Here is a 20,961-nt window from a genome sequence, read left to right as displayed (position 1 = left end):
ATCGCCGGACTGCGGCGATGCGCGCTGGTCGCTCCCCTCCCCGGCAGGCCACGCCGCCTCCTGCAGCTCCGCCTCTTGCGGCCAGGATCGTCGCTTCCGGGTACCCGCTACTGTCGTCTGCCGCGGCATCTCTCTCGCCGAACCCGCCAATCTCGTACTCACAAAGACTAATATATATCGTTCTACGATATGTTTTCACGCGATAATTTTCATCGTTCGACCAAAGGCGAAATTGACAGAAGGTGTTCACGAGCAATGTTTACGTCCAGGAGCTACACGCGGATGTGACGTGCCCGGTGCAGGCAGGCCCTTCGAGGCCGGTTGCCGCCGGACAGGTCGTCTTTTGCCTGCAAACAAGAACGATATCCGGAGGAAACGATCATGACGGACCACCTCATTCGCCGTGGCCTCTCGCGCCGCGGCCTGCTCCAGACCACGGCAGGCCTCATCGGCGGCTCGGTGCTGCCTGCGATGCCGGCCTTCGCCGAGGACAAGCCGGCGATCGGCTCCTATCCCGCAGGCGTTTCGGGTTCCACCGCCTTCATCGGCATCTCGGTGCCGCGCACCGGCACCTATGCCGTGCAGGGCGAGGACGAGCTCAAGGGCTATCAACTCGCGATCGAGCACATCAACGGCGGTCACGACCTGATCAAGAAGATCTCGCCGAAGACCAGCAAGGGCGTGCTCGGCAAGGAGCTGAAATTCGGCGTCGCGGATTCCGCGGCCAAGCCCAACGAGGCGGTGCAGGCGCAGCAGCGCTTCATCAGCGAGAACAAGGCGATCATGATCACCGGCGGCACCTCGAGCGCCGTTGCGGTCGCGCTGAACAAGCTCGCCCAGCGCGAGAAGGTGATCTTCGTCTGCGGCATCTCCGGCTCGAACGACACCACCGGCAAGGACTGCGTCCGCTACGGCTTCCGCCAGAACTTCTTCGGCCAGACCGCCGCGGCGGCGATCGGCCCCGTCATGGTCAAGGAGTTCGGCAAGGGCAAGAAGGCTGCGTATCTCACGCCTGATTACACCTACGGTCACACCGTCACCAAGTCGATGCAGGACTTTCTTGCGACCGCCGGCTGGACCACCGTCACCAACCAGGTCGCGCCGCTCGGCGCGCCCGATTATTCCTCCTATCTGCTGAACGTCGCGAATTCCGGCGCCGACGTGCTGATCAACGTCAACTGGGGCCACGACGCGGTGCTGTCGACGCAGCAGGCCAAGCAGTTCGGCGTGCTCGACAAGATGAAGCTGGTCGTCCCCTACCAGGTACCCTTCATCGCGCGCGAGACCGGCGGGTTGATGCAGGGCGTCTACGCCGCCACCGACTATTGGTGGACGCTCGAGGACAAATTCCCGCTCGCCAAGATGTTCAACGAGGCCTTCGAGAAGAAGTACGGCTACAAGCCGGAATGGGGCGCGGAGAACGCCTATGTCAGCTTCGCACACTGGGCCCGCATGTGCGAGCAGGCCGGCAGCTTCAGCCCGCCCGAGGTAATCAAGGCCTATGAGAAGGGCGAGACGCTGCCGTCCCTGGTCGGCGACGTGCATTACCGCCCCGAGGACCATCAGTGCGTCCGCCCGGTGATCATCGTCAAGGGCAAGCAGCAGAAGGACATGAAGACCAAGGAAGACTGGTACGATGTGGTCGAGGTCGTCCCGGGCGAGGGCTTGATGCAGAAGCCGGACGCCTTCGGCTGCCATCCCGGCGACTACAGCTGAGCTCGCGCTACCCCCCCTGTGACGCCGTAGGTCGCTTCCGGCTCCTGCGGCGTCACCCATTTTTTGCGCATCGCCGGAACGCGCCACAACCGTGATCCCTGCATGATTAGTTGGCCCAACCTCGTCTCGCAGCTCTTCAACGGGCTCGCGCTCGGCGCGCTGCTCGCGCTGATCAGCTCCGGCCTGACCATTATCTACGGCACGCTCGGCGTGCTCAACCTCGCGCATGGCGCGATGTTCATGATCGGCGGCTATGCCGGATTCGTCGCCTACCAGTACACGGAATCGTTCATCCTCGCCGTGATCGCCGGCTCGCTGTTCGTGATGCTGCTCGGCGTTGCGATGGAACGCGTCATCATCCGCCATTTCTATCATCGGCCGCACGAGGATCAGTTGCTCGTGACTTTCGGGCTCGGCATCTGCTTCGTCGAGATCATCCGGCTGATCTTCTCCAGCCAGTCGCAGCTGGTCCCGCCGCCGGCGATATTCCAGGGCATCACCAATCTCGGCTTCATGTTCTATCCGACCTACCGCCTCGCGGTGGTCGGCATCGTCGCGATCGCGCTCGGCGCGCTGTTCATCATCCTCTACCGGACAAGGCTCGGCATGATCGTGCGGGCCGGCATCGAGGACTCCGTGATGGTGGATTCGCTCGGCATCAATGTCTACCGGGTCTTCATGGTGGTGTTCGGCATCGGCGCGATGGCCGCCGGCTTTGCCGGCATCGTCAACGCGCCGGTGGTGTCGCTGACACCGGGCATCGGTGACGACATCCTGGTCCAGACCTTCGTGGTGGTGGTGATCGGCGGCGTCGGCTCGTTCCCAGGCGCGATCCTGGGCGGCCTGATCGCCGGCGAGATCATCAGCGTCACCTCCATGTTCAACCCCGGCTACGCCTATGTGATGCTGTTTGCGGCAATGACGCTCGTGCTCGTGGTGCGACCGCATGGCCTGCTCGGCGTCCAGGGCCGCGAGTAAGTGATCTCCTGATGCTCAAGCAACGCCCCTTCCTGATCGAAACACTGACGGCGATCGGCCTGATCGTGGCTCCCTTCGTGCTGCCCCATCTCGGCTTTGCGCCCAACACCGTGAACCGGATCCTGGTCTGGGGCCTTTTCGGCCTCGGCTTCGACATCCTGTTCGGATTCACCGGCCTGCTGTCGTTCGGCCAGTCCGCCTTCTACGGCACCGGCGGCTTCGTCGCGGCGTACCTCCTGACCCGCGCCGGCTTCGGCAACGTGCTGGGCGCGCTGATCATCGGCATGATCGCGGCGGCCGTGACCGGCTATCTGATCGGCCTGATCGCGCTCCGCCGCACCGGCATCTACTTCGCCATGATCACGGTCGCGATCGCGGAAGTGTTCTTCTTCGTCGAGTTCAATCCGCTCTCCGACTTCACCGGCGGCGAGAACGGCCTGCCGGGCGTGCCAACGCCGAGCTTCAATCTCGGCTTCACCACCCTCCACTTCACCAACGGCTGGTCGCTCTACCAGTTCATCGCACTGTGCTATTTCATCGGCGTCATCATCGCGCTGAGGATCGTGCGCTCCCCGGTCGGCGCCATTTTCAGCGCGATCCGCGACAATCCGCTGCGCGCCACCGCGGTCGGCCACAACATCCATGGCTACAAGCTAACTGCTTTCGTGATCGCAGCGGCCTATGCGGGGTTTGCCGGCGGCCTGCTCGGCGTGCTCCAGGCCTTCATGCCACCCGACGCCTTCACCTTCGACACGTCCGGCCAGCTCGTGATGCAGACCGCCATTGGCGGCCGCGGCACATTGTTCGGGCCTCTGGTCGGCGCGACCGTCTGGCTGTTCCTCCAGGATTTCCTGCAATCCGCGCTGGGCTTGGGTGCCGCCTGGAAGCTGGTGCTTGGCGTCGTGTTCGTGCTGCTGGTCTGCTTCCTGCGCGGCGGCATCATCGGCGGTCTTGCGGACCTTTATCGCCTCCTCTCCGGCAGGCGTAAGCGGAGCGATACGGAGGCCGAGCCGGACACTGACACGACACTGCACCTAGCGCCCGCGCCGATGCAGGCCAAGGAGGTCGCGCACCCCGCTTATTCCGGGCCGATCCTGAAAGCCACCGGCCTCACCAAGCGCTATGGCGGCCTCGTCGCCAACAGCGACATCGATTTCAGCGTCAATCAAGGCGAGCTGCGCGGCATCATCGGCCCCAACGGCGCCGGCAAATCGACCTTCTTCAAGATGCTGACCTGCGAGATCGCGCCGACCTCCGGCCAGATCGTGTTCGAGGGACGTGACATCACGGGATTGAAGGTCACCGAGGTTTGCCAGCTCGGGCTCACCAAGAGCTATCAGGTCAATCAGCTCTTCACCGGGCTGACGGTGCGGCAGAACCTGACGATCGCCGCGCTCGCCGAGCTGCGCGGCAAGTTCCGACTCGATCTCTTCCGCAAGCTCTCCGGCGTCAAGGGCCTGACCGAGCAGGTGGAGCATACGCTGGCGCTGGTCAACCTGACCCGCCGCGCCGACACGCCGGTCTCCGAGCTCGCCTATGGCGAGAAGCGCAGGCTCGAGATCGGGCTTGCGCTCGCGACCTCGCCGCGCCTGCTGCTGCTCGACGAGCCGCTCGCAGGCATGAGCCCGCGCGAGCGGGTCGAGACCGTCAAGCTGCTCAAATCGATCGCGCGCGGCCGCACCATGATCATCATCGACCACGACATGGATTCGCTGTTCGAGCTGGTCGAGCGCGTCACGGTGCTTCAGGAGGGCAAGGTGCTGCTCGACGGCACGCCGGAGGAAATCCGGACCAACGCCGCGGTGCAGGAAGCCTATCTCGGCGGCGTGAATGGGGAGATCGCCGCATGAGCCTGATCGAGGTCAACGGCCTGAACAGCTATTACGGGGATTCCCACATCCTGTTCGACGTCGCCATGCACGTCGAACGTCACGAGGTGGTGGCGCTGCTCGGCCGCAACGGCGCCGGCAAGAGCACGACTCTGAAGAGCCTGATGGGCGTCGTGACGCCGCACAGCGGCAGCGTGAAATTCGACGGCATCGATATCGCCGGACGCAGGAGCCACAGAATCGCGCAGGCGGGCATGCAGCTCGTGCACGAGGAGCGCCGTATCTTCGGCAGCCTGTCGGTGGAGGAGAACATCGTCCTTGCCGGGATCACCGCGCCGAAGCGCTGGCCGCTCGACCGCATCTACGAGATGTTTCCGCGGCTGAAGGAGCGGCGCAACAACCGCGGCACCGAGCTCTCCGGCGGCGAGCAGCAAATGCTCGCGATCGCGCGGGCGCTGGTACGCGATCCCAAGATCGTGCTGCTGGACGAGCCGTTCGAGGGGCTCGCGCCCGTCATCGTCCACGATCTCGTCAAGGCCTGTCGCGAGCTGGCGGCGGCCGGCCAGACCATCGTGCTGGTCGAGCAGAATTTGGCGGCGACGCTGGCGCTGGCGAGCCGGATCTACATCATCAACAACGGCCACATCGTGCACGAGGGTCCGGCGCAGGAGCTCAAGGCCCAGCCGGAGCTGCTGCAGCGCTACCTCGGCGTTTAGTCAGCCGCCGAGCTCGGTTGTCAGGTTCAGCCGCCGAGCGCTGCGATCATCCGTTTGGCATGATCGGCGAGCACAGCCATATCTTCCTTGCGCGTCTGCGCCGGCAAGAGGTCGACGCCGGCCCTGACAGGCATGACGTGCATGTGCAGGTGAAGCACCACCTGCCCGCTGGCCGGCTCGCTGAACTGCTGGAGGATGATACCCTCGGCGTCAAACGCCTTCATCGCCGCAATCGCGATTCGCTTGGCCGTCCGGGCGACGGCGGCAAGATCGTCCTCCGCAATATCCAGGATGCCGCGCGCCGGCGCCCGCGGAATCACCAGCGTGTGCCCGGGCGCGCGCGGCATGATGTCGAGGAAGGCCAGGCTGCGTTCGTCCCTGAAAACCTCGAAGCAGGGTATCTCGCCGCGCAGGACCTTTGCGAAGACGTTCTGATCGTCATAGGCCGTCATGGACCCCTCCACGCTTGCGAGGCGCGATCAAACGCGCTCCTTTCCGTTGACGCAAGCGAGCCGGCCGATCTATCCACGATGCCAGGCAGGATGGCTCCATTGGCGACAAATAACGTTCCCGGACATAATGTCGAGAGTGCGCGGCGCGCGCTCGCGGCACGGCTGCAAGCGGCCGGCATCGAGGAGGCGGCCCTCGATGCGCGCCTGCTCGTCGGGGCCGCGCTGGAGCTCGATTTGACCGGCATGGTGACGCAGGCATCGCGACAACTCACGCCTGAGGAGACCACGCAGCTCGAACGATACGCGCAACGCCGGCTCGCGCATGAGCCGGTCGCCCGCATTCTCGGCGTGCGAGACTTCTGGGGCATGCCGTTGCGGTTGTCCGAGGCGACGCTGGTACCGCGGCCGGATACCGAGACCGTCGTCGAACTGGCGCTCGAGATCTTCCGCGAGCTGGCGATATCGGGCCGGCGCCCGCGAATCGCCGATATCGGCGTCGGATCGGGCGCCATCCTGCTCGCATTGCTGTGGGAGATTCCCGACGCGTTCGGCGTCGGTACCGATGTCAGCCCGACGGCGCTCGATACGGCGCGCGACAATGCGGCCACCCTCGGCCTCGCCGGCCGCGCCGGCTTCGTCGCCTGCTCCTATCTGACGGCGCTGCGCGGCCCGTTTGACCTCATCGTTTCGAACCCGCCCTACATTCCCTCCGCCGAAATTCCGAGACTGAGCATCGAGGTGCGCGACCACGATCCGCATCTGGCGCTCGACGGCGGCAATGACGGATATGACGCCTATCGCGCCCTCATCCCGCAGGCCGCCGAGCGTCTCGCCCCCGGCGGAGCGCTGATCGTCGAGGCCGGACAGGGGCAGGCCAGAAATATTGAAACCTTGATGATAGCTGGCGCGTTAACGGTGGACAGGCCACCCAAGGCCGACCTGGCGGGCATTCCGCGGGCCGTTTCGGCCCGAAAAATGCCCCCATAAAAGCCGGATTGGCTTGCAAAAAGCTCTTGGAATATCCCTTGGGAACGACTACGTTCCGATCAACACATCGGTGCCGGCCCCGTAGACCTACGGGCGAAAGCCGGGCTCTCGGGCGAGAGCTTTACTGATAAAGGTTCCAAGCCGCAGGTCCTGTGAAGCGCGATAGCCAGTGGAGCTGCGCTGCTCTCCGACCGCAAAAGTGAACGAAAGCCTGATATTGCGCTTGAAGACTTACGCAACACAGCTGGGCTTGTTTCGGCAGGCAAAATGAATGGGTTCGCTGGCGATCAGTGCTGGCGGGTGGGGAACGCGTCCTTGTTGAACGCGACGGTCGACGAACATCGGCAGGGTTCGATCCGCTCTTGCGCGCGGTGCGCGCGAGCGATGTGAACCGCTGTCACCAGGTCACTCCTGGCAATCAGTAATGCGTGCAACGTTTAGGGCTGGAATTAAAGGCAGGACATGAGAAACGGTCAGAACAAGCAGCGGATGCGCAACCGCAACAATAACAATAACAACAACAACCGGCGCAGCCAGAACCCGATGACCCGGGTCTACGAGTCCAACGGACCCGACATCAAGATCCGCGGCACCGCCTCGCACATCGCTGAAAAGTATCTCCAGCTCGCACGCGACGCGCGCTCCTCCGGCGACCCCGTTGCAGCCGAGAACTACTACCAGCACGCCGAGCATTATTTCCGCCTGATCGCCGCGGCCCAGGAACAGTTCCGCCAGAACCAGCAGCCGCGCGGTGACGAGCCGATCAGCAGCAATAGCGACGACGGCGACGACGACGGCGAGAATTTCTCGAATTTCGGCCAGGAGCCGGGCTTCGTCCCGCAGCCGCAACAGCAGCAGCCCTTCGCGCGCGACCGCGACGGCCAGCGCGATCATCATCAGCGTGATCATCAGCAGCGCGACAACCAGCCCTATCAGCGCGATCAGCAGCAGCCGCGCGAGCACCGCGAGCGCGACCATCGCCCGCAGCCGCAATATCAGCCCCAGCCGCAACCGCAGAATCAGCCGCAGCCCGTCGTCACCGACGCCGGCAGCGTCGATCGCCTGCCCTCCTTCATCACCGGCGCGCAGCCGCAGGTGAACGGCGCGAATGGCGGCCAGGCCGGTTTCGAGGGCGGAGCCGGCGGTGGCGAACGCTATCCGCGCCGGCGGCGCCGGCCGCATGGCCCGCGTCCCGAGCGCGAAGCAGCTCCGGCTGCATCCGGCGATGATCTTGCGCCCAGCGAGTAAGTCTCTTCTGATCGACTGATCTGGAATCGTCCCGGCCTCGCCGGGACGATTTTGTTTTTGACGACCACCGCTCGCGGCAACGCTTGTGACCTAGCTGCGCGTCGCCGTCGTCGAGGACGGCACCAGCACGGGCTTCGCGAGCGACGGAATCAGCCGTGCCCGCTCGCGCTTGGCGGGGATCGCGCGGTAGACCTGCTTGGTCGCCTCCACGATATGGACGCCGGCAAAGGGCAGCGACAATGCCGCACCGGCGCGCTCCCACATCTGCGCCGATTTCAGCACCCAGCCGCCGGCATAGGGCGGCATGAACAGCGCCTCGCCCCAGGCGGTCGGCGTGAACCAGGTCTGGCGCAGCAGGTCGGTGATCTGCGAGCGCGAATAGGGCCGGCCGTGACCGAACGGCGTGCTGTCGGTGCGGGTCCACACCCCGCGCCGGTTCGGGATCACCGCGATCACGCGCCCGGACGGCGACAGCACGCGCCATACCTCGCGCAGCAGCGCGGCCGGATCGTCCGACATCTCCAGCGCGTGGACCAGCAGGATGCGGTCGACCGCGGCGTCGGGGAGCGGCAGCGAGAATTCGTCGACCAGCGAGGCCAGCGCCGGGCGTCCCGTGGGCCATTTCAGGACGCCCTGGGCCGCCGGCATGAAGGCGAGGCAGCGCTCGGCGTCTTCGCGGAACAACCCCAGATAGGGCGTGGGATAGCCGAGGCCGAGCACGCGCTGGCCTTCCGCCCTCGGCCAGCGTTCCCTGATGCCGCGATTGATCATTTGCCGCGCCACGATCCCGAGGCGGCGGGAATAGAACTCGCGGAGGTCGACGACGTCGATGGTCATGACGGCAATGTAACATGCGCGAGACCGCCGCCGCGCGCGGAATATTGCATTGCCTGCGCAACGTTAACGCCATATTTGTCTGGCGGGGCTGAGCCCGATGGAGATGACATGGCCGCCGAAATTCGTACTTTCACCTGTTTAAACGACAATTTCGGCTATCTGATCCACGATGTGGAAACCAAGGCGACGGCGTCGATCGACGCGCCTGAGGCCGGCCCCATCCTGGCGGCGCTGGAGCGCGAGGGCTGGCAGCTCACCGACATCCTGATCACCCATCATCACGGCGATCATGTCGGCGGGGTCGCCGAACTCAAGCAGAAATACAACTGCCGCGTCGTCGCGCCGCACGACAAGACCACCAAGATTGCGGACGTCGATCTGCGTGTCGCCAATGCCGACGTGGTCAAGATCGGCAATTTGCTGGCGCGCGTGCTGGAGACGCCGGGTCACACGCTCGACCACATCTCCTACGTGTTCGACACCGAGAAGACGGTGTTCGCCGCCGACACGCTGTTCTCGATCGGCTGCGGCCGCGTGTTCGAGGGCACCTATCCGATGATGTGGGATTCGCTTCTGAAGCTGCGTGCCCTGCCCGACGACTTCAAGCTCTATTGCGGCCACGAATACACGGCCTCCAACGTCAAGTTCGCGCTCACCGTCGATCCCGACAATGCGGCACTCCAGGCGCGCGCGGCGGAGGTGACGAGGCTACGGGCCGAGAACAAGCCGACCATTCCCACGCTGCTTGGCGACGAGAAGCGGGCCAACGTGTTCCTGCGCGCCGATGAGCCACAGGTCGCGGCGAGGCTGCACATGAAGGGCGCGGATGCCGCCGCGGTGTTCGGCGAGCTGCGCGAGCGCAAGAACAAGTCCTGAAGAACAAATCCTGAAGACCAAGTCCTGAAGACCAAGTCCTGCAGAAGAAAGTCCTGACTGGAATCGATGCCGACTGCAGCCGAGATCATCGCGCGCCTCGAACTCCGTCCGCATCCCGAGGGCGGCCATTATCGCGAGACATTTCGCGACCAGACCACTGACGCCAACGGGCGTTCGCGCTCGACCCTGATCTACTTCCTGCTCGCACGCGGCGAGCGTTCGCACTGGCATCGCGTCGATGCGGTCGAGACATGGCACTATTACGCCGGCAGTCCCTTGATGCTGCGCATCGCCCATGACGGCTGCTCGCAGCACGAGGTGCGGCTCGGCACTGACCTTGCGAATGGAGACCGGCCGCAGGCGATCGTGCCGGCGCAGGCCTGGCAATCGGCGGAGACGACGGGCGAGTGGACGCTGGTCGGCTGCACCGTGGCCCCGGCATTCGAATTCGCAGGCTTCGAGCTCGCACCACAGGGCTGGGAGCCGTAGGCCCGCACCGTCATTCCGGGTTCGCGCTTCGCACGCCCGGAATGACAATCATCGCTTCCGCAGCACCATATCCTTCGCCGCAATCAGGCCGCCGCCGGCAATCAGGATCGCAGCAATCGCGATGTTGGCGCTGGCCTTGGCAAATCCGGCGGCGATGAGGAAGCCGGTCGAGAGCAGCGGCGTCGCGTAGGAGGCGGCGCCGAGCACGCGGATGTCACCGCGCTTCATGCCGATGTCCCAGGCGTAGAACGCGGCACCGACGGGACCGATGCCCAGCGCGATCACCGAGAGCCATTGCAGCGTGGTCTCCGGCCAGACGGTGGTCTCGAGCAGGCCGTGCATCAGCGCGGCAAGCACGGCGGTGGCCAGGCAGAATCCAGCGACCGCATCGGTCGGAACGGCCTTGAGCCGGCGCGACAGCACCGAATAGGCCGCCCAGACGAACGCAGCGATGAAGGCCGCGGCCAATCCCGGCACCTGCCCGGCCGCGAAGCCGGAGGTGTTGCCGGCGAACAGCAGCACGGTGCCGACGAGGCCGAGCATCGCGCCAACGATGTGATGGAGGGCGAGCCGCTCGCCCGGCAGGAAGGACGAGAACAGAACGATCAAGAGCGGCCACAGATAATTCAGCAAGCCGGCTTCGGCCGGCGGCGCAAAGCGCAGCGCGAGAAAATACAGTGCGTGATAGCCGAACAGGCCGCCGACGCCGACGGCCCAGACGACCAGCGGCTGACGCAGGCTCTTCGCCGCCTCGCCGCGGCCGATCCAGGTGAGCAGGCCGACCAGGCCGCCGATCGCGAAGGTCATCGCGGCGAGCTGGAACGCCGGGATCGTTCCGGTGGCCACCGTCATTACCGATAGCAGCGACCACATCAGGATCGCGGTCAATCCGATCAGCGTGGCTGTGCGCGGGGTCATTGACGAAGGCTCTGAGGACAACGATGCCCGGCACGAGGCCGGGCATTGTCGTCTTCACTATCGCCTTGTCGCGCCTGAAGCTACAGGCTTTTGACCTGAAGATTTGGCGCCCTATCAGGCCTGATATTGGCCGCCATTGATGGTCATCGTCGAGCCCGTGATGAAACCGGCCTCGTCGGCCGCCAGGAACACCACCGCGCGGGCAATCTCTTCGGGCTCGCCGAGCCGGCTAACCGGGATCTGCGGGATCACGTTCTTCTCCAGGACGTCCTTCGGCACCGCCTGCACCATTTCGGTGTTGATGTAGCCGGGGCAGATCGCATTGACGGTGATGCCGCCCTTGGCATTCTCCAGCGCGAGCGCCTTGGTGAAGCCGATGTCGCCGGCCTTCGCCGCGGAATAATTGACCTGACCGAATTGCCCCTTCTGGCCGTTGATCGACGAGATCGAGATGATGCGGCCGAACTTGCGCGAACGCATGCCCTCGATGACCTGGCGCGTCATATTGAAGAGCGAGCCGAGATTGGTGTTGATGACCGCGTTCCACTGCTCCAGCGTCATCTTGTGGAAGGCGGTGTCGCGGGTGATGCCGGCATTGTTGACGAGCACCTCGATCGGCCCGAGATCGGCCTCGACCTTCTTCACGCCCTCGGCGCAGGCATCGAAACTACTGACGTCCCATTTGTAGACGGCGATGCCGGTATCGGCCTTGAACTTCTCCGCCGCCGTATCGTTGCCGGCATAGCTCGCCGCAACCTTGTATCCCGCCGCCTTCAGTGCCTTGCTGATCGCAGCACCGATGCCCCGCGTACCACCCGTGACCAATGCAACACGTGCCATGTCGTATTCCTTCCCTTGGACTCTTCGGACGTTTCTGAAGCGATTGTTTTTTAACGTTGGATTATGCGGTTGGTTTGACGGACATCAAGAACAAAACGCCCGGCGTTGAGCCGGGCGTTTGTATTTAGTCGAGGCATGCAAGATTGCGAAGAATATTTGATTTGCAACCGCTGCCTTTTTAGTCGCGTGCAACGCACTCACTGACGTGTGCAGCGCACGCGCAAACCGCGCGTAAGCTACGCGTCAGCTATCTTCAGTCGCGCGCGATGCACATTGCGATGCCCATGCCGCCGCCGATGCACAGCGTGGCGAGGCCCTTCTTCGAATCGCGCTTCTGCATCTCGTGCAGCAGCGTCACCAGCACGCGTGCGCCGGACGCGCCGACCGGATGACCGATCGCGATCGCGCCGCCGTTGACGTTGACCTTGGAGGTGTCCCAGCCGAGATCCTTGTTGACGGCGCAGGCTTGCGCCGCGAAGGCCTCGTTGGCCTCGATCAGGTCGAGATCGCCGACATTCCAGCCGGCCTTCTTCAGCGCGGCGCGCGAGGCCGGGATCGGGCCGGAGCCCATGATCTTCGGATCGACGCCGGCCTGCGCCCAGGACACGATCCGCGCGAGCGGCTTCTTGCCTTCCTTGGCGGCCTGTTTGGCGGTCATCAGCACCACGGCGGCGGCGCCGTCATTGATGCCGGATGCCGAGCCCGCGGTGACCGTGCCGTCCTTCTCGAAGGCGGGCTTGAGCTTGGCCATGCCGTCGAGCGTGGCGCCATGACGCGGATATTCGTCGGCGCTGACGACGATGTCGCCCTTGCGGGTCTTGATGGTGACGGGGACGATCTCGTCGTTGAACTTGCCGGCCTTCTGCGCCGCTTCGGCCTTCTGCTGCGAGGCGACCGCGAACTCGTCCTGCTGGGCGCGGGTGATCTGCCACTGCCGTGCGACGTTCTCGGCGGTGTTGCCCATGTGGTAGCCGTTGAAGGCATCCCACAGGCCGTCCTTGATCATGGTGTCGACGAACTCGACGGCACCCATCTTGACGCCGCCACGCAGATACTGGGCGTGCGGGGCCATGCTCATGGATTCCTGGCCACCGGCGACCACGATTTCGGAATCGCCGTTGAGCAGCGCCTGGTAACCAAGCGCGACCGTGCGCAGGCCCGAGCCGCAAAGCTGGTTGACGCCCCAGGCCGGGCTCTCCACCGGAATACCGGCGGCGATCGAGGCCTGGCGGGCCGGGTTCTGGCCCTGGGCGGCGGTCAGGATCTGCCCCATGATGACTTCCGAGACCCGGCCGGGCTCGATGCCACCGCGCTCCAGCGCGGCCTTGATGGCGACGGCGCCGAGATCGTGGGCGGGAAGGGTCGCGAACGCTCCGTTGAAGCTTCCGACCGGGGTGCGGGCGGCGCTGACGATGACGACATCGTCTGACATGGGCATCTCCTGAGGCTTGAGGTTTCTTGAAAGGGGGCAGGCGGGGCTTTGAGAAAACGGCTCGCCAGTCTCGTCAGCCATCCTGTTAACGTCGTTGAGGCATGTCAATCGGCCGGCGACCGAATTCATGCCGCAGCGCATTCAAAATAGCGTTCTTGGCGCTTTCGCAAGCACGATTTTGCTCCGCGATTAACCGTGCCGCACAAAACGGTAGCGTGAGCCCTTTGAAAATGCTTATTTTGTTGCGTTGCGTACTCTTCCCGCCCTGCGGCATAGCCCGCCGGGTTCCCGTTCTCCGCGTTCCTTGCAAGTGAGAGCCCATGGCGAAATCAGACCAACCCACAACCATCAAGAAATACGCGAACCGCCGGCTCTATAACACCGGGACGAGTACCTACGTCACGCTGGAAGACCTTGCCGCGATGGTCAAGGATGGCGAAGATTTCCTGGTCTATGACGCGAAGACCGGCGACGACATCACCCGCTCCGTGCTCGCCCAGATCATCTTCGAGCAGGAGAACAAGGCCGGCCAGAACCTGCTCCCGACCACCTTCCTGCGCCAGCTGATCCGCTTCTACGGCGACAGCATGCAGATGGTGGTGCCGAAATATCTGGAGCAGTCGATCGCGACCCTGACCCAGGAGCAAGAGAAGTTCCGCAAGCAGATCGCCAACACCCTGTCCGGCACTCCTTTTGCTCCTCTGGAAGAACAAGTCCGCCGCAACATGGAGCTGTTCCAGCAGACCTTCTCGATGTTCAAGCCGTTTGCTCCCAATGCGGGCCGTCCGGCGACCAGCCCGGAGCCGGAGCCCGACGCGAACGCCGAGGCGCCGAAGGACAGCAACATCGACGATTTGCGCCAGCAGATGAAGGACATGCAGGAGCGTCTCGAGCGCATGTCGAAGAAGGACGAGTAGGACCTTTCGCGCCGACCAGCGCGTCCGCAGCGACGGACGCGCGATTGGCAATTTCGCGCGCGCCTACCATTTCTTCCTCATCGGCTTTAGCCCAGTCATCCCCGCGCAACGGCGAAGCCGTTGTCGCTGGAGGCCGCCGCTCCGCTCCGGCGCCTCAGGATGACGGCTTGACACGCACGGAGCGCGCCATGTCCGATCGCACCATGCATTGGGACAACGTCTACGCCACCAAGGGCGAGGCCGAGGTCAGCTGGTTTCAGGATAGCCCGACAATCTCGCACGACATGATCCGCGCGGCCAATCCGGATCACGACGCGGCGATCATCGATATCGGCGGGGGCGCTTCGCGGCTGGTCGACGCTCTTCTTCAAGACGGATATCGCGATCTCACCGTACTGGACCTCTCCGCCAACGCGCTCGACGCGGTGAAGACGCGAATCGGTCAGGCCTCTTCCGCGGTCGACTGGATCATCGCCGATGCCACGGCTTGGCGGCCGGCCAGGATTTACGATGTGTGGCACGACCGCGCGGCCTTTCACTTCCTGACCGAGCCCCGCGACAGGGCGGCTTATGTCGAGCGGCTGCGATCCGCGATTGCGCCCGGCGGCCAGATCATCATTGCGACCTTTGCGCCCGATGGTCCGGAGAGATGCAGTGGCTTGCCGGTGCAACGCCATGACAGCGCCAGCCTTGCTGCAGAGCTCGGGCCGGAGTTCGAGTTGGTCGAGACGCGCAGCGAGACACATCATACGCCGTGGAATTCGACGCAGGCGTTTCAGTTCAGCCGGTTTACGCGAAGCCTTTAGAAACGGGTGTCATGCCCCGGCTTGACCGGGGCATCCAGTACGCCGCGGCTTATCGAGAAATCACAACTGGCTCTGGAATACTGGATCGCCCGATCAAGTCGGGCGATGACAGCGGAGTCAATGGCAGCTACGCCGCGAGCTTCACCGCATGCGCGAAGTCCCAATAGAGTTTCCGCGCTTTGGTGTAGAACGGGCCCGGCTTCAGCTCGCGCTCGTCGATGCGGATCACCGGGGCGACCTTGGCGAAATTGCCGGTCGAGAAGATCTCGTCGGCAGCCTGGAAGTCGGCATAGCGCAACGTCTTCTCGACCACGGTGACGCCGTCGCCGCGAAGCAGGGTGATGACGCGCTGGCGCGTGATGCCGTTGAGGAACGTGCCGTTCGGCACCGGCGTATAGACCACGCCGTCCTTGGCCATGAACACGTTGGAATTGCCGAACTCGGCGACGTTGCCGAGCATGTCGAGCATAAGCGCGTTCTGGAAGCCGCGGGACGCAGCTTCCGCGAGCGCGCGCGAATTGTTCGGGTAGAGGCAGGCCGCCTTCGCCTCGACCGGCGCACATTCGGCGGTGGGCCTGCGGAACGGCGACAGGGTGATGGCGTTGCCGACAGGTTTGGGCATCGGCGCCTCGTAGATGCACAGGCACCAATTGGTGGTCTCGGGGTCGAACAGCACGCCGCCGCCCGAGCCGTTCTCCGCCCAATACATCGGACGGACGTAGAGCTCGGCATTGGCCGCAAAGCGCGCAATACCCTCATTCGCAAGCGTGAGCCAGGTGCCGGTGTCGACCACCGGCTTCAGGCCAAAATTGATCGCGGATTGATTGGCGCGGGCGACGTGACGATCGAGATCGGGCGCAACACCCTCGAACGCGCGTGCACCGTCGAACACGATCGAGCCGAGCCAGGCTGCATGCGTGCGCGGGCCCATGATCGGCACATTGCCGTCGTGCCATTTGCCCTCGAAGAAGGTCCAGCTCGGCGAATATTCGATCGGCTTCCTGATCTCGGCCATATCAGGCCTCCCCTTGCATATCCCCGCACTATTGTCCCAATTCCTAAACGATTTGCTGCGGGGATGAGGTGAGTTACCCTCTCCCCTTGTGGGAGAGGGTGGCTCGCCGCGTAGCGGCGAGACGGGTGAGGGGTATCTATCCGCGATCTCATCTGCGGAGAAAACCCCTCATCCGGCGCTACGCGCCACCTTCTCCCACAAGGGGAGAAGGGAAGATCCATGCCGCTCGATCCGCTCGCAAAGCGCTTGTTGACCATGATGGCTGCGGCCGGGCCGCGGGCGGGGGGCCGGCCGAGCGTGGAGGCGCGGCGGCAATCGCTGGCGAAGCTGATGCAGTTCGCACGCACCGATGCGCCGGATGTGACGGCGCGCGACGGTATGCTGCCCGGCCGCGCCAGCGAACTGCCCTATCGGCTCTACACGCCTGCAAATGCCGATGAGCGCGCGCCGGGCTTCGTATTCTTCCATGGCGGCGGCCTCGTCGCCGGCGGCATTGCCACGCATGATCGCGTCGCGGCGGCGCTGGCGCATGCCACCGGCTGCCGCCTCGTCTCGGTCGACTACCGGCTCGCGCCGGAGCACAAATTCCCTGCCGCCGTCGACGACGCGATTGCCGCCACCGAATGGGTTGCGCGCGAGGCCGCATCGCTCGGCATCGATGCGGACCGTCTGGTGGTGGGCGGCGATTCCGCGGGTGCAACGCTCGCTGCCATCGTGTGCCAGGAGGCGGCGCAGACCGCCGGCCTCGCCATCGCCGCGCAATGCCTGATCTGCCCGGTGCTGGATTTCGAGGAAACCTCGCCCTCACGCGAGGCTTTTGCCGAGGGCTATCTGATCGACCGCGTCACGATCGAGGCCGATCTGTCCGACTATCTGCCTGACGGCATCGACACCGCCGATCCCCGTGTTTCTCCCTTGCGGGCAACGCGGCTGACGGGTCTGCCGACCGCGATCATCCACACGGCCGAGTACGATCCGATGCGCGATGAAGGCAATGCCTATGCCCGCAAGCTGCTCGCCGCGGGCGTCGCTGTCGAGCATGTCTGCCACGACGGCATGGTTCACAATTTCCACGCCATGGGCGCGATCCTGCCGCAGGCGCAGCTGGTGCTGTCGCAGATCGGCGAGCAGGTGCGGCGCGCGGTTGCGAGGTAAGAGCGCGGATCAGGCGCGCGCATCGATAACGGCCCTGGCTGCCACAACATAGTCAGGCCAATGGGCGTCCGCATAACGTTCGGCCTGCCGGGCGCAGGTGACGTCGGGCGCATGCGCCGCGGCGATCATGCGCGCGAAGCGCTCTTCGGCAACCGTCGTGTCATCGGGCACTGGCGAAGATGCGGCCGCGGCAGCGGTCGGAGCGACGGCGAGCCCCGCCATTCCGGCGAGCAGGATGCGGCGTGACGTGGTCATGGCTGTCGTCCTCCATTGTCCGGCCTCCTCCGGCCGCCGAGCGAGTCGGTGCAATCGCGACAAGGTAGCCGCGCCTATCGATGCAGTCCATGGTTTGCGGATAGCGCTTGACCGCGGGAACGATCACGTTCCATCTAGCACACGATTTCGCCATACAGTCCCCGCGCGCCGGATTGTCACGTGTCCCATCGCAGCCCATCGTATCGCCCGACCTTGCGCGCTGTCGCGATGGGACTGGCCTGCCTGATGGTTTCGGCCAGCGCCGTCTTCGCCGCCGAAGATGAAGAGGACGGGCCGGCGAAGCCAGCGGTCCCGAACCTTTATCTGGATCTGCGCACGACCTATGCGTCGATCCCGGCAGGCACGCTCGGGCTCGGCTTCGGCACCACGTCATTGTCGGCTGCGCTCGAAGCCCTGGCGGTGCGCAGCGGCGCAACGCTGCCGAACGGCTTGCCGGCCGCGAAATCGATTGCCGTCGACCTGCCGCTGACCGTCGACGTCAACGACCGCGTCTCGCTTTATGGCGGCGTGTCGGGCTCGACGACCGACATCGGCGGCGGCTGGTCGGCGTTCGACATCACGAGCTGGAACATCGGCGTGCAGGCCGACCTCTATCAGCAGAATGGCGGAACGATCCCGACCATCACGCTGCAATCGACCCTGACGCAGTCGGTGCCGAACGATCAGGGCATGACGAATTCATTGAACAACATCCTGGAATTCGACTACGCGCTCGACGAGGACGAGACGCGGGGCTGGCTCGCCGGCATGCAATACACTTACACCGCCGTCGCCAGCCCGTTCGCCAGCATTCGGCCGAACACGATCGTCTATGCCGGCGGCTATTACCAATGGCCGAGCAATTGGAAGTTCACCGGACGCCTCGGCATGCAATCGTTCGGAGGCGCGCAGCTCGCGGGCCGGACGCTGGCGGAGCCCTTCACGCAACCGTTCCTGCGGCTCGACCTCGATCGCATGGACGACAACGACAACCGCCTGTTCGGCATCACCGCGCAGATCGCCTGGACGCCGAAGCCGTCCTATCAGGTGACGTTGCGAACGCCGCTCTATGCGGTCCGGAACTGACTGGGATCATGGTGGATAGTTGGTAAACCGAATCTCCCATTTTCCTGGCATCAGTACAGCGGTCGCAATAGCCCCGGCATTGACGATGAAGGACTTTCGCATTCGCCGCGGGGCCGCCCGCGGTCCTCCCGGGCCATGGGCTACACGTCGGTCCTCTCGCCTGAGCGCCCATCCGGTTACCTCTCGGCAATATGCTTGCGACAGACTGGGCTGGAGTCACGCGGGAGGCTGCGAGTGTCCCATTTGATCCCGGAACGGACGTTGCTTGCTGGGAAGATCTTCTTCAATTTCGGCCAGTCCTCGATCGATTGCGTCGTGCGGCGGCTGACCGAGGAGGCGGCGACGCTCGAAATGGAGAGCGGTCTCGGGGTGCCCGAGCGCTTCCAGCTCAGGCTCGCGGGGCGCGAGATCCTGACCTGCCGTGTGATCTGGCGATCGGACCGTCAGGTCGGCGTCGCCTTCGAGCAATCGGGCAGCGTCGAGCGCGCCGCCGGCGAGGAGCGCGGGCGCTCGTCCGATGCGCTGATGCGCAGCCAAATGGTCATGTGCCGACCGGCATCGTGCTGCTCGACTCCAGCCTCAGGGCGCGCCTCATCAACCGGTCGTTTCGCCAGATGTGGCGCCTGCCTGACGAGGTCGCCGACAGCAATCCATCCATCCTCACGCTGCTCCATCACGGTCGTGACACCGGCGCCTATGAGGTGCCCGACCCCGAGCTTGATGCCCTGGTGGCGGAACGCGTCCGGGTGATCGAGGCGGGCGATCCAACGCCGATCGATCTGCGCCGGACCAATGGCGATGTCGTGCGCGTCCAGGTCACGCCCCTGCCCGATGGCGGACGCATGCTGACCTATACCCCCGTCACCGACATCGTTCGCGCCTCGGACGAGCTGAAGCTGCTGCGCGATGCGCTGGAGAACGTCCAGGACGGGGTGCTGCTTCTCGACCCCGAACTGCACGCCACCTTCATGAACCGGCGCATGCGGCGCTTCTGGGAGGTCAGTGAAGCCGAGGCCGCGGACCGGCCGGCCTATTCGTCGCTCGTGCGACGCCTGCACCGCGCCAGCGCGCCCAATCTTCCGACCAACGAGCTCGCGAGATTTCCGGCGCGGCGCGTCGCAGAGGTCATGGCCGGCGACCATGTGCGCGATTTGCAGACGCCGGACGGAAGGCGCATCAGGGCCCATTGCACCACGATGTCGAACGGCGGCCGCATGCTGACCTATGTCGACATCACGGACCTGACGGAAAAGGCTGCGATGCTGGAGACGCTCGCGACCACCGACCCGCTCACCGGCCTCTACAACCGCCGCCATTTCCTCGAGAACCTCGATGCGGAATGGAGCCGGTTTCAGCGCTATTATCGCTCCGTCTCGGTCCTGATGCTCGACATCGACCACTTCAAGTCGGTCAACGATCGCTACGGCCATGCCGTGGGCGACGCCGCGATCAGGGCGGTTGCGGCGGCGTGCCTCGACGGCAAGCGCAAGTCGGATATCGTCGGCCGCATCGGTGGCGAGGAGTTCGCGGTGCTGCTGCCCGAGACCAGCCGGTCGCGCGCGAGGACTGTCGCCGATCGCATCCGCAAACGCGTGATGAGCGCGCAAATCGTCGCCGGCGAAATTCAGTTCGGCCTCACCGTGAGCGTCGGCATCGCCGAGGCCGCGGTCAGCATGTCCGGCATCGACGCGCTGATGGGCGCGGCCGATCATGCGCTCTACCAGGCCAAGGCCGAGGGCCGCAACCGCTGCATCGCCTTCGCGCCCCCGCCGCCGGCAAGCAAGGCGGCGGAGTGATCGAAGGACGCGACCTTTAGTCCGGCACCGGCACGTCGAACGTGTTGAGCGTGACCGAGACCATGCAATAGACGCCGACGAGATAGGACAGCTCGGCCGCGCCGTGCTCGCCGAACTCCTTCACCGCGGCGCGCCAGGTCAATTCCGGCAGCACGCCACCACCGACCAGCGCGGACGCCACGTCATATGCGACGGCCTCCTGCCTGGTGAGATCGACCGGCCGCTGGCCGGCGACGATGGTCGCGAGCTTCTCGTCGGACAGGCCGCGCTGCTCGGCGACCAGCACATGGGCATAGAGCTCGTAGCCGGAGCGGAAATGAGAGCCGGTGACGAGGATGGCGACCTCGCGCACCGGTGCCGGCAGCAGCGGGTTCGACGCGATCGCCTTGACCAGCTCCCACACCGGCTTGCCGAAGCGCGGCTCGCGGATCCAGGGATTCCAGGGCCCGAGCAGCGCGCCGTCATCGCGCATGTTCACAAAACCCTTGAAGTGGTCCTTGATGCCCGCTCGCATGTCGTCATAGAGCGGCTTCTGCTCGTCTGTCAGATCTTTGAGATCGAGAATGGGAAGGCGCACGGGAGATCTCCTCGTTGAGAAGGGGTGAGGCTTGCC

21 protein-coding genes are annotated in these 20,961 nt (G+C 64.8%); 13 read left to right on the top strand and 8 right to left on the bottom strand.

Annotated features, from left to right (window positions below):
* Positions 1 to 381 precede the first annotated feature (381 nt).
* From GGD65_RS31650 to GGD65_RS31635, 4 genes are all read left to right on the top strand, one after another.
* A complete protein-coding gene (locus GGD65_RS31650) occupies positions 382 to 1,716 on the top strand; it encodes a substrate-binding protein (RefSeq protein WP_183237821.1) in 1,335 nt (444 codons plus the stop codon).
* Between the two features lie 102 nt (positions 1,717 to 1,818).
* Complete coding sequence (locus tag GGD65_RS31645) at positions 1,819 to 2,694, top strand: branched-chain amino acid ABC transporter permease (RefSeq protein ID WP_026202378.1); 876 nt, start codon at positions 1,819 to 1,821, stop codon at positions 2,692 to 2,694.
* A gap of 11 nt (positions 2,695 to 2,705) precedes the next feature.
* Complete coding sequence (locus tag GGD65_RS31640) at positions 2,706 to 4,544, top strand: ABC transporter permease subunit (RefSeq protein WP_183237820.1); 1,839 nt, start codon at positions 2,706 to 2,708, stop codon at positions 4,542 to 4,544.
* Positions 4,541 to 5,239: an ABC transporter ATP-binding protein gene (locus tag GGD65_RS31635; protein WP_183237819.1), complete on the top strand. Its 699-nt coding sequence runs from the start codon at positions 4,541 to 4,543 to the stop codon at positions 5,237 to 5,239. The genes GGD65_RS31640 and GGD65_RS31635 overlap by 4 nt, the downstream gene beginning before the upstream one ends.
* A 26-nt stretch (positions 5,240 to 5,265) precedes the next feature.
* Here GGD65_RS31635 and GGD65_RS31630 read toward each other — a convergent pair whose 3' ends face one another.
* Positions 5,266 to 5,691, bottom strand: a complete 426-nt coding sequence (locus GGD65_RS31630; RefSeq protein ID WP_018320533.1) for an HIT domain-containing protein — start codon at positions 5,689 to 5,691, stop codon at positions 5,266 to 5,268.
* A 90-nt stretch (positions 5,692 to 5,781) separates the two neighbouring features.
* Here GGD65_RS31630 and prmC point away from each other — a divergent pair, with 90 nt between their 5' ends.
* Complete coding sequence (gene prmC, locus GGD65_RS31625) at positions 5,782 to 6,678, top strand: peptide chain release factor N(5)-glutamine methyltransferase (RefSeq protein WP_183237818.1); 897 nt, start codon at positions 5,782 to 5,784, stop codon at positions 6,676 to 6,678.
* Positions 6,679 to 7,140: 462 nt separating this feature from the next.
* Positions 7,141 to 7,926 (top strand): DUF4167 domain-containing protein, encoded by a 786-nt coding sequence (locus tag GGD65_RS31620; protein WP_183237817.1) that lies wholly within the window; start codon positions 7,141 to 7,143, stop codon positions 7,924 to 7,926.
* A gap of 90 nt (positions 7,927 to 8,016) precedes the next feature.
* Here GGD65_RS31620 and GGD65_RS31615 read toward each other — a convergent pair whose 3' ends face one another.
* Complete coding sequence (locus tag GGD65_RS31615; RefSeq protein WP_018320530.1) at positions 8,017 to 8,763, bottom strand: methyltransferase domain-containing protein; 747 nt, start codon at positions 8,761 to 8,763, stop codon at positions 8,017 to 8,019.
* A 108-nt stretch (positions 8,764 to 8,871) separates the two neighbouring features.
* On the opposite strand from GGD65_RS31615, the gene gloB reads away from it, so the two are divergent.
* Together gloB and GGD65_RS31605 are read left to right on the top strand one after the other, a co-directional pair.
* A complete protein-coding gene (gene gloB, locus GGD65_RS31610; protein ID WP_018320529.1) occupies positions 8,872 to 9,639 on the top strand; it encodes a hydroxyacylglutathione hydrolase in 768 nt (255 codons plus the stop codon).
* A gap of 66 nt (positions 9,640 to 9,705) precedes the next feature.
* The gene (locus GGD65_RS31605) at positions 9,706 to 10,128 is read left to right on the top strand and encodes a cupin domain-containing protein (RefSeq protein ID WP_183237816.1); all 423 of its coding nucleotides are present in this window, start codon (positions 9,706 to 9,708) and stop codon (positions 10,126 to 10,128) included.
* Positions 10,129 to 10,176: 48 nt separating this feature from the next.
* Here GGD65_RS31605 and GGD65_RS31600 read toward each other — a convergent pair whose 3' ends face one another.
* The 3 genes from GGD65_RS31600 to GGD65_RS31590 form a co-directional block, all read right to left on the bottom strand.
* Complete coding sequence (locus tag GGD65_RS31600) at positions 10,177 to 11,046, bottom strand: DMT family transporter (RefSeq protein ID WP_179732221.1); 870 nt, start codon at positions 11,044 to 11,046, stop codon at positions 10,177 to 10,179.
* Positions 11,047 to 11,160: 114 nt separating this feature from the next.
* Positions 11,161 to 11,886: an acetoacetyl-CoA reductase gene (phbB, locus tag GGD65_RS31595; protein WP_018320526.1), complete on the bottom strand. Its 726-nt coding sequence runs from the start codon at positions 11,884 to 11,886 to the stop codon at positions 11,161 to 11,163.
* A 253-nt stretch (positions 11,887 to 12,139) separates the two neighbouring features.
* Positions 12,140 to 13,318 carry an acetyl-CoA C-acetyltransferase gene (locus GGD65_RS31590; RefSeq protein ID WP_026202376.1) on the bottom strand — a complete coding sequence of 393 codons (1,179 nt, stop codon included), beginning with the start codon at positions 13,316 to 13,318 and terminating at the stop codon, positions 12,140 to 12,142.
* A gap of 320 nt (positions 13,319 to 13,638) precedes the next feature.
* On the opposite strand from GGD65_RS31590, the gene phaR reads away from it, so the two are divergent.
* Both phaR and GGD65_RS31580 read left to right on the top strand, forming a co-directional pair.
* Complete coding sequence (gene phaR / locus GGD65_RS31585) at positions 13,639 to 14,235, top strand: polyhydroxyalkanoate synthesis repressor PhaR (protein ID WP_183237815.1); 597 nt, start codon at positions 13,639 to 13,641, stop codon at positions 14,233 to 14,235.
* A gap of 188 nt (positions 14,236 to 14,423) precedes the next feature.
* Positions 14,424 to 15,041, top strand: a complete 618-nt coding sequence (locus GGD65_RS31580) for a trans-aconitate 2-methyltransferase (RefSeq protein WP_183237814.1) — start codon at positions 14,424 to 14,426, stop codon at positions 15,039 to 15,041.
* Positions 15,042 to 15,168: 127 nt separating this feature from the next.
* On the opposite strand, the gene GGD65_RS31575 is transcribed toward GGD65_RS31580, so the two are convergent.
* Positions 15,169 to 16,056 (bottom strand): branched-chain amino acid aminotransferase, encoded by an 888-nt coding sequence (locus tag GGD65_RS31575; RefSeq protein WP_179732225.1) that lies wholly within the window; start codon positions 16,054 to 16,056, stop codon positions 15,169 to 15,171.
* 219 nt (positions 16,057 to 16,275) lie between these two features.
* On the opposite strand from GGD65_RS31575, the gene GGD65_RS31570 reads away from it, so the two are divergent.
* Complete coding sequence (locus GGD65_RS31570; protein WP_183237813.1) at positions 16,276 to 17,211, top strand: alpha/beta hydrolase; 936 nt, start codon at positions 16,276 to 16,278, stop codon at positions 17,209 to 17,211.
* 9 nt (positions 17,212 to 17,220) lie between these two features.
* Here the strand turns inward: GGD65_RS31570 and GGD65_RS31565 are convergent, their stop codons facing one another.
* Positions 17,221 to 17,466 carry a hypothetical protein gene (locus tag GGD65_RS31565; protein ID WP_183237812.1) on the bottom strand — a complete coding sequence of 82 codons (246 nt, stop codon included), beginning with the start codon at positions 17,464 to 17,466 and terminating at the stop codon, positions 17,221 to 17,223.
* A 213-nt stretch (positions 17,467 to 17,679) separates the two neighbouring features.
* On the opposite strand from GGD65_RS31565, the gene GGD65_RS31560 reads away from it, so the two are divergent.
* Entirely contained in the window at positions 17,680 to 18,552 is an 873-nt protein-coding gene (locus GGD65_RS31560) for a hypothetical protein (RefSeq protein WP_183237883.1), read from the top strand.
* Positions 18,553 to 19,097: 545 nt separating this feature from the next.
* Positions 19,098 to 20,348 carry a diguanylate cyclase gene (locus tag GGD65_RS31555; protein WP_312017755.1) on the top strand — a complete coding sequence of 417 codons (1,251 nt, stop codon included), beginning with the start codon at positions 19,098 to 19,100 and terminating at the stop codon, positions 20,346 to 20,348.
* 16 nt (positions 20,349 to 20,364) lie between these two features.
* Here the strand turns inward: GGD65_RS31555 and GGD65_RS31550 are convergent, their stop codons facing one another.
* Positions 20,365 to 20,925, bottom strand: a complete 561-nt coding sequence (locus GGD65_RS31550; protein ID WP_183237811.1) for a carboxymuconolactone decarboxylase family protein — start codon at positions 20,923 to 20,925, stop codon at positions 20,365 to 20,367.
* Positions 20,926 to 20,961: the final 36 nt, after the last annotated feature.

Source organism: Bradyrhizobium sp. CIR18, from assembly GCF_014198295.1.
Taxonomy (GTDB): domain Bacteria; phylum Pseudomonadota; class Alphaproteobacteria; order Rhizobiales; family Xanthobacteraceae; genus Bradyrhizobium.
Note: the sequence above shows the minus strand (reverse complement) of the source record. Positions and strands in the feature narration are given on the sequence as shown.

Excerpts from the sequence above, each read along its gene's own strand:
- GGD65_RS31615 (WP_018320530.1), bottom strand. The coding sequence starts at position 8,763 with ATGACCATCGACGTCGTCGACCTCCGCGAGTTCTATTCCCGCCGCCTC.
- GGD65_RS31570 (WP_183237813.1), top strand. The coding sequence starts at position 16,276 with ATGCCGCTCGATCCGCTCGCAAAGCGCTTGTTGACCATGATGGCTGCG.
- phbB (WP_018320526.1), bottom strand. The coding sequence starts at position 11,886 with ATGGCACGTGTTGCATTGGTCACGGGTGGTACGCGGGGCATCGGTGCT.
- GGD65_RS31645 (WP_026202378.1), top strand. The coding sequence starts at position 1,819 with ATGATTAGTTGGCCCAACCTCGTCTCGCAGCTCTTCAACGGGCTCGCG.
- GGD65_RS31635 (WP_183237819.1), top strand. The coding sequence starts at position 4,541 with ATGAGCCTGATCGAGGTCAACGGCCTGAACAGCTATTACGGGGATTCC.
- GGD65_RS31580 (WP_183237814.1), top strand. The coding sequence starts at position 14,424 with ATGTCCGATCGCACCATGCATTGGGACAACGTCTACGCCACCAAGGGC.
- GGD65_RS31565 (WP_183237812.1), bottom strand. The coding sequence starts at position 17,466 with ATGACCACGTCACGCCGCATCCTGCTCGCCGGAATGGCGGGGCTCGCC.
- GGD65_RS31575 (WP_179732225.1), bottom strand. The coding sequence starts at position 16,056 with ATGGCCGAGATCAGGAAGCCGATCGAATATTCGCCGAGCTGGACCTTC.
- phaR (WP_183237815.1), top strand. The coding sequence starts at position 13,639 with ATGGCGAAATCAGACCAACCCACAACCATCAAGAAATACGCGAACCGC.
- gloB (WP_018320529.1), top strand. The coding sequence starts at position 8,872 with ATGGCCGCCGAAATTCGTACTTTCACCTGTTTAAACGACAATTTCGGC.
- GGD65_RS31650 (WP_183237821.1), top strand. The coding sequence starts at position 382 with ATGACGGACCACCTCATTCGCCGTGGCCTCTCGCGCCGCGGCCTGCTC.
- GGD65_RS31590 (WP_026202376.1), bottom strand. The coding sequence starts at position 13,318 with ATGTCAGACGATGTCGTCATCGTCAGCGCCGCCCGCACCCCGGTCGGA.
- GGD65_RS31620 (WP_183237817.1), top strand. The coding sequence starts at position 7,141 with ATGAGAAACGGTCAGAACAAGCAGCGGATGCGCAACCGCAACAATAAC.
- GGD65_RS31600 (WP_179732221.1), bottom strand. The coding sequence starts at position 11,046 with ATGACCCCGCGCACAGCCACGCTGATCGGATTGACCGCGATCCTGATG.
- GGD65_RS31605 (WP_183237816.1), top strand. The coding sequence starts at position 9,706 with ATGCCGACTGCAGCCGAGATCATCGCGCGCCTCGAACTCCGTCCGCAT.
- GGD65_RS31640 (WP_183237820.1), top strand. The coding sequence starts at position 2,706 with ATGCTCAAGCAACGCCCCTTCCTGATCGAAACACTGACGGCGATCGGC.
- GGD65_RS31630 (WP_018320533.1), bottom strand. The coding sequence starts at position 5,691 with ATGACGGCCTATGACGATCAGAACGTCTTCGCAAAGGTCCTGCGCGGC.
- prmC (WP_183237818.1), top strand. The coding sequence starts at position 5,782 with ATGGCTCCATTGGCGACAAATAACGTTCCCGGACATAATGTCGAGAGT.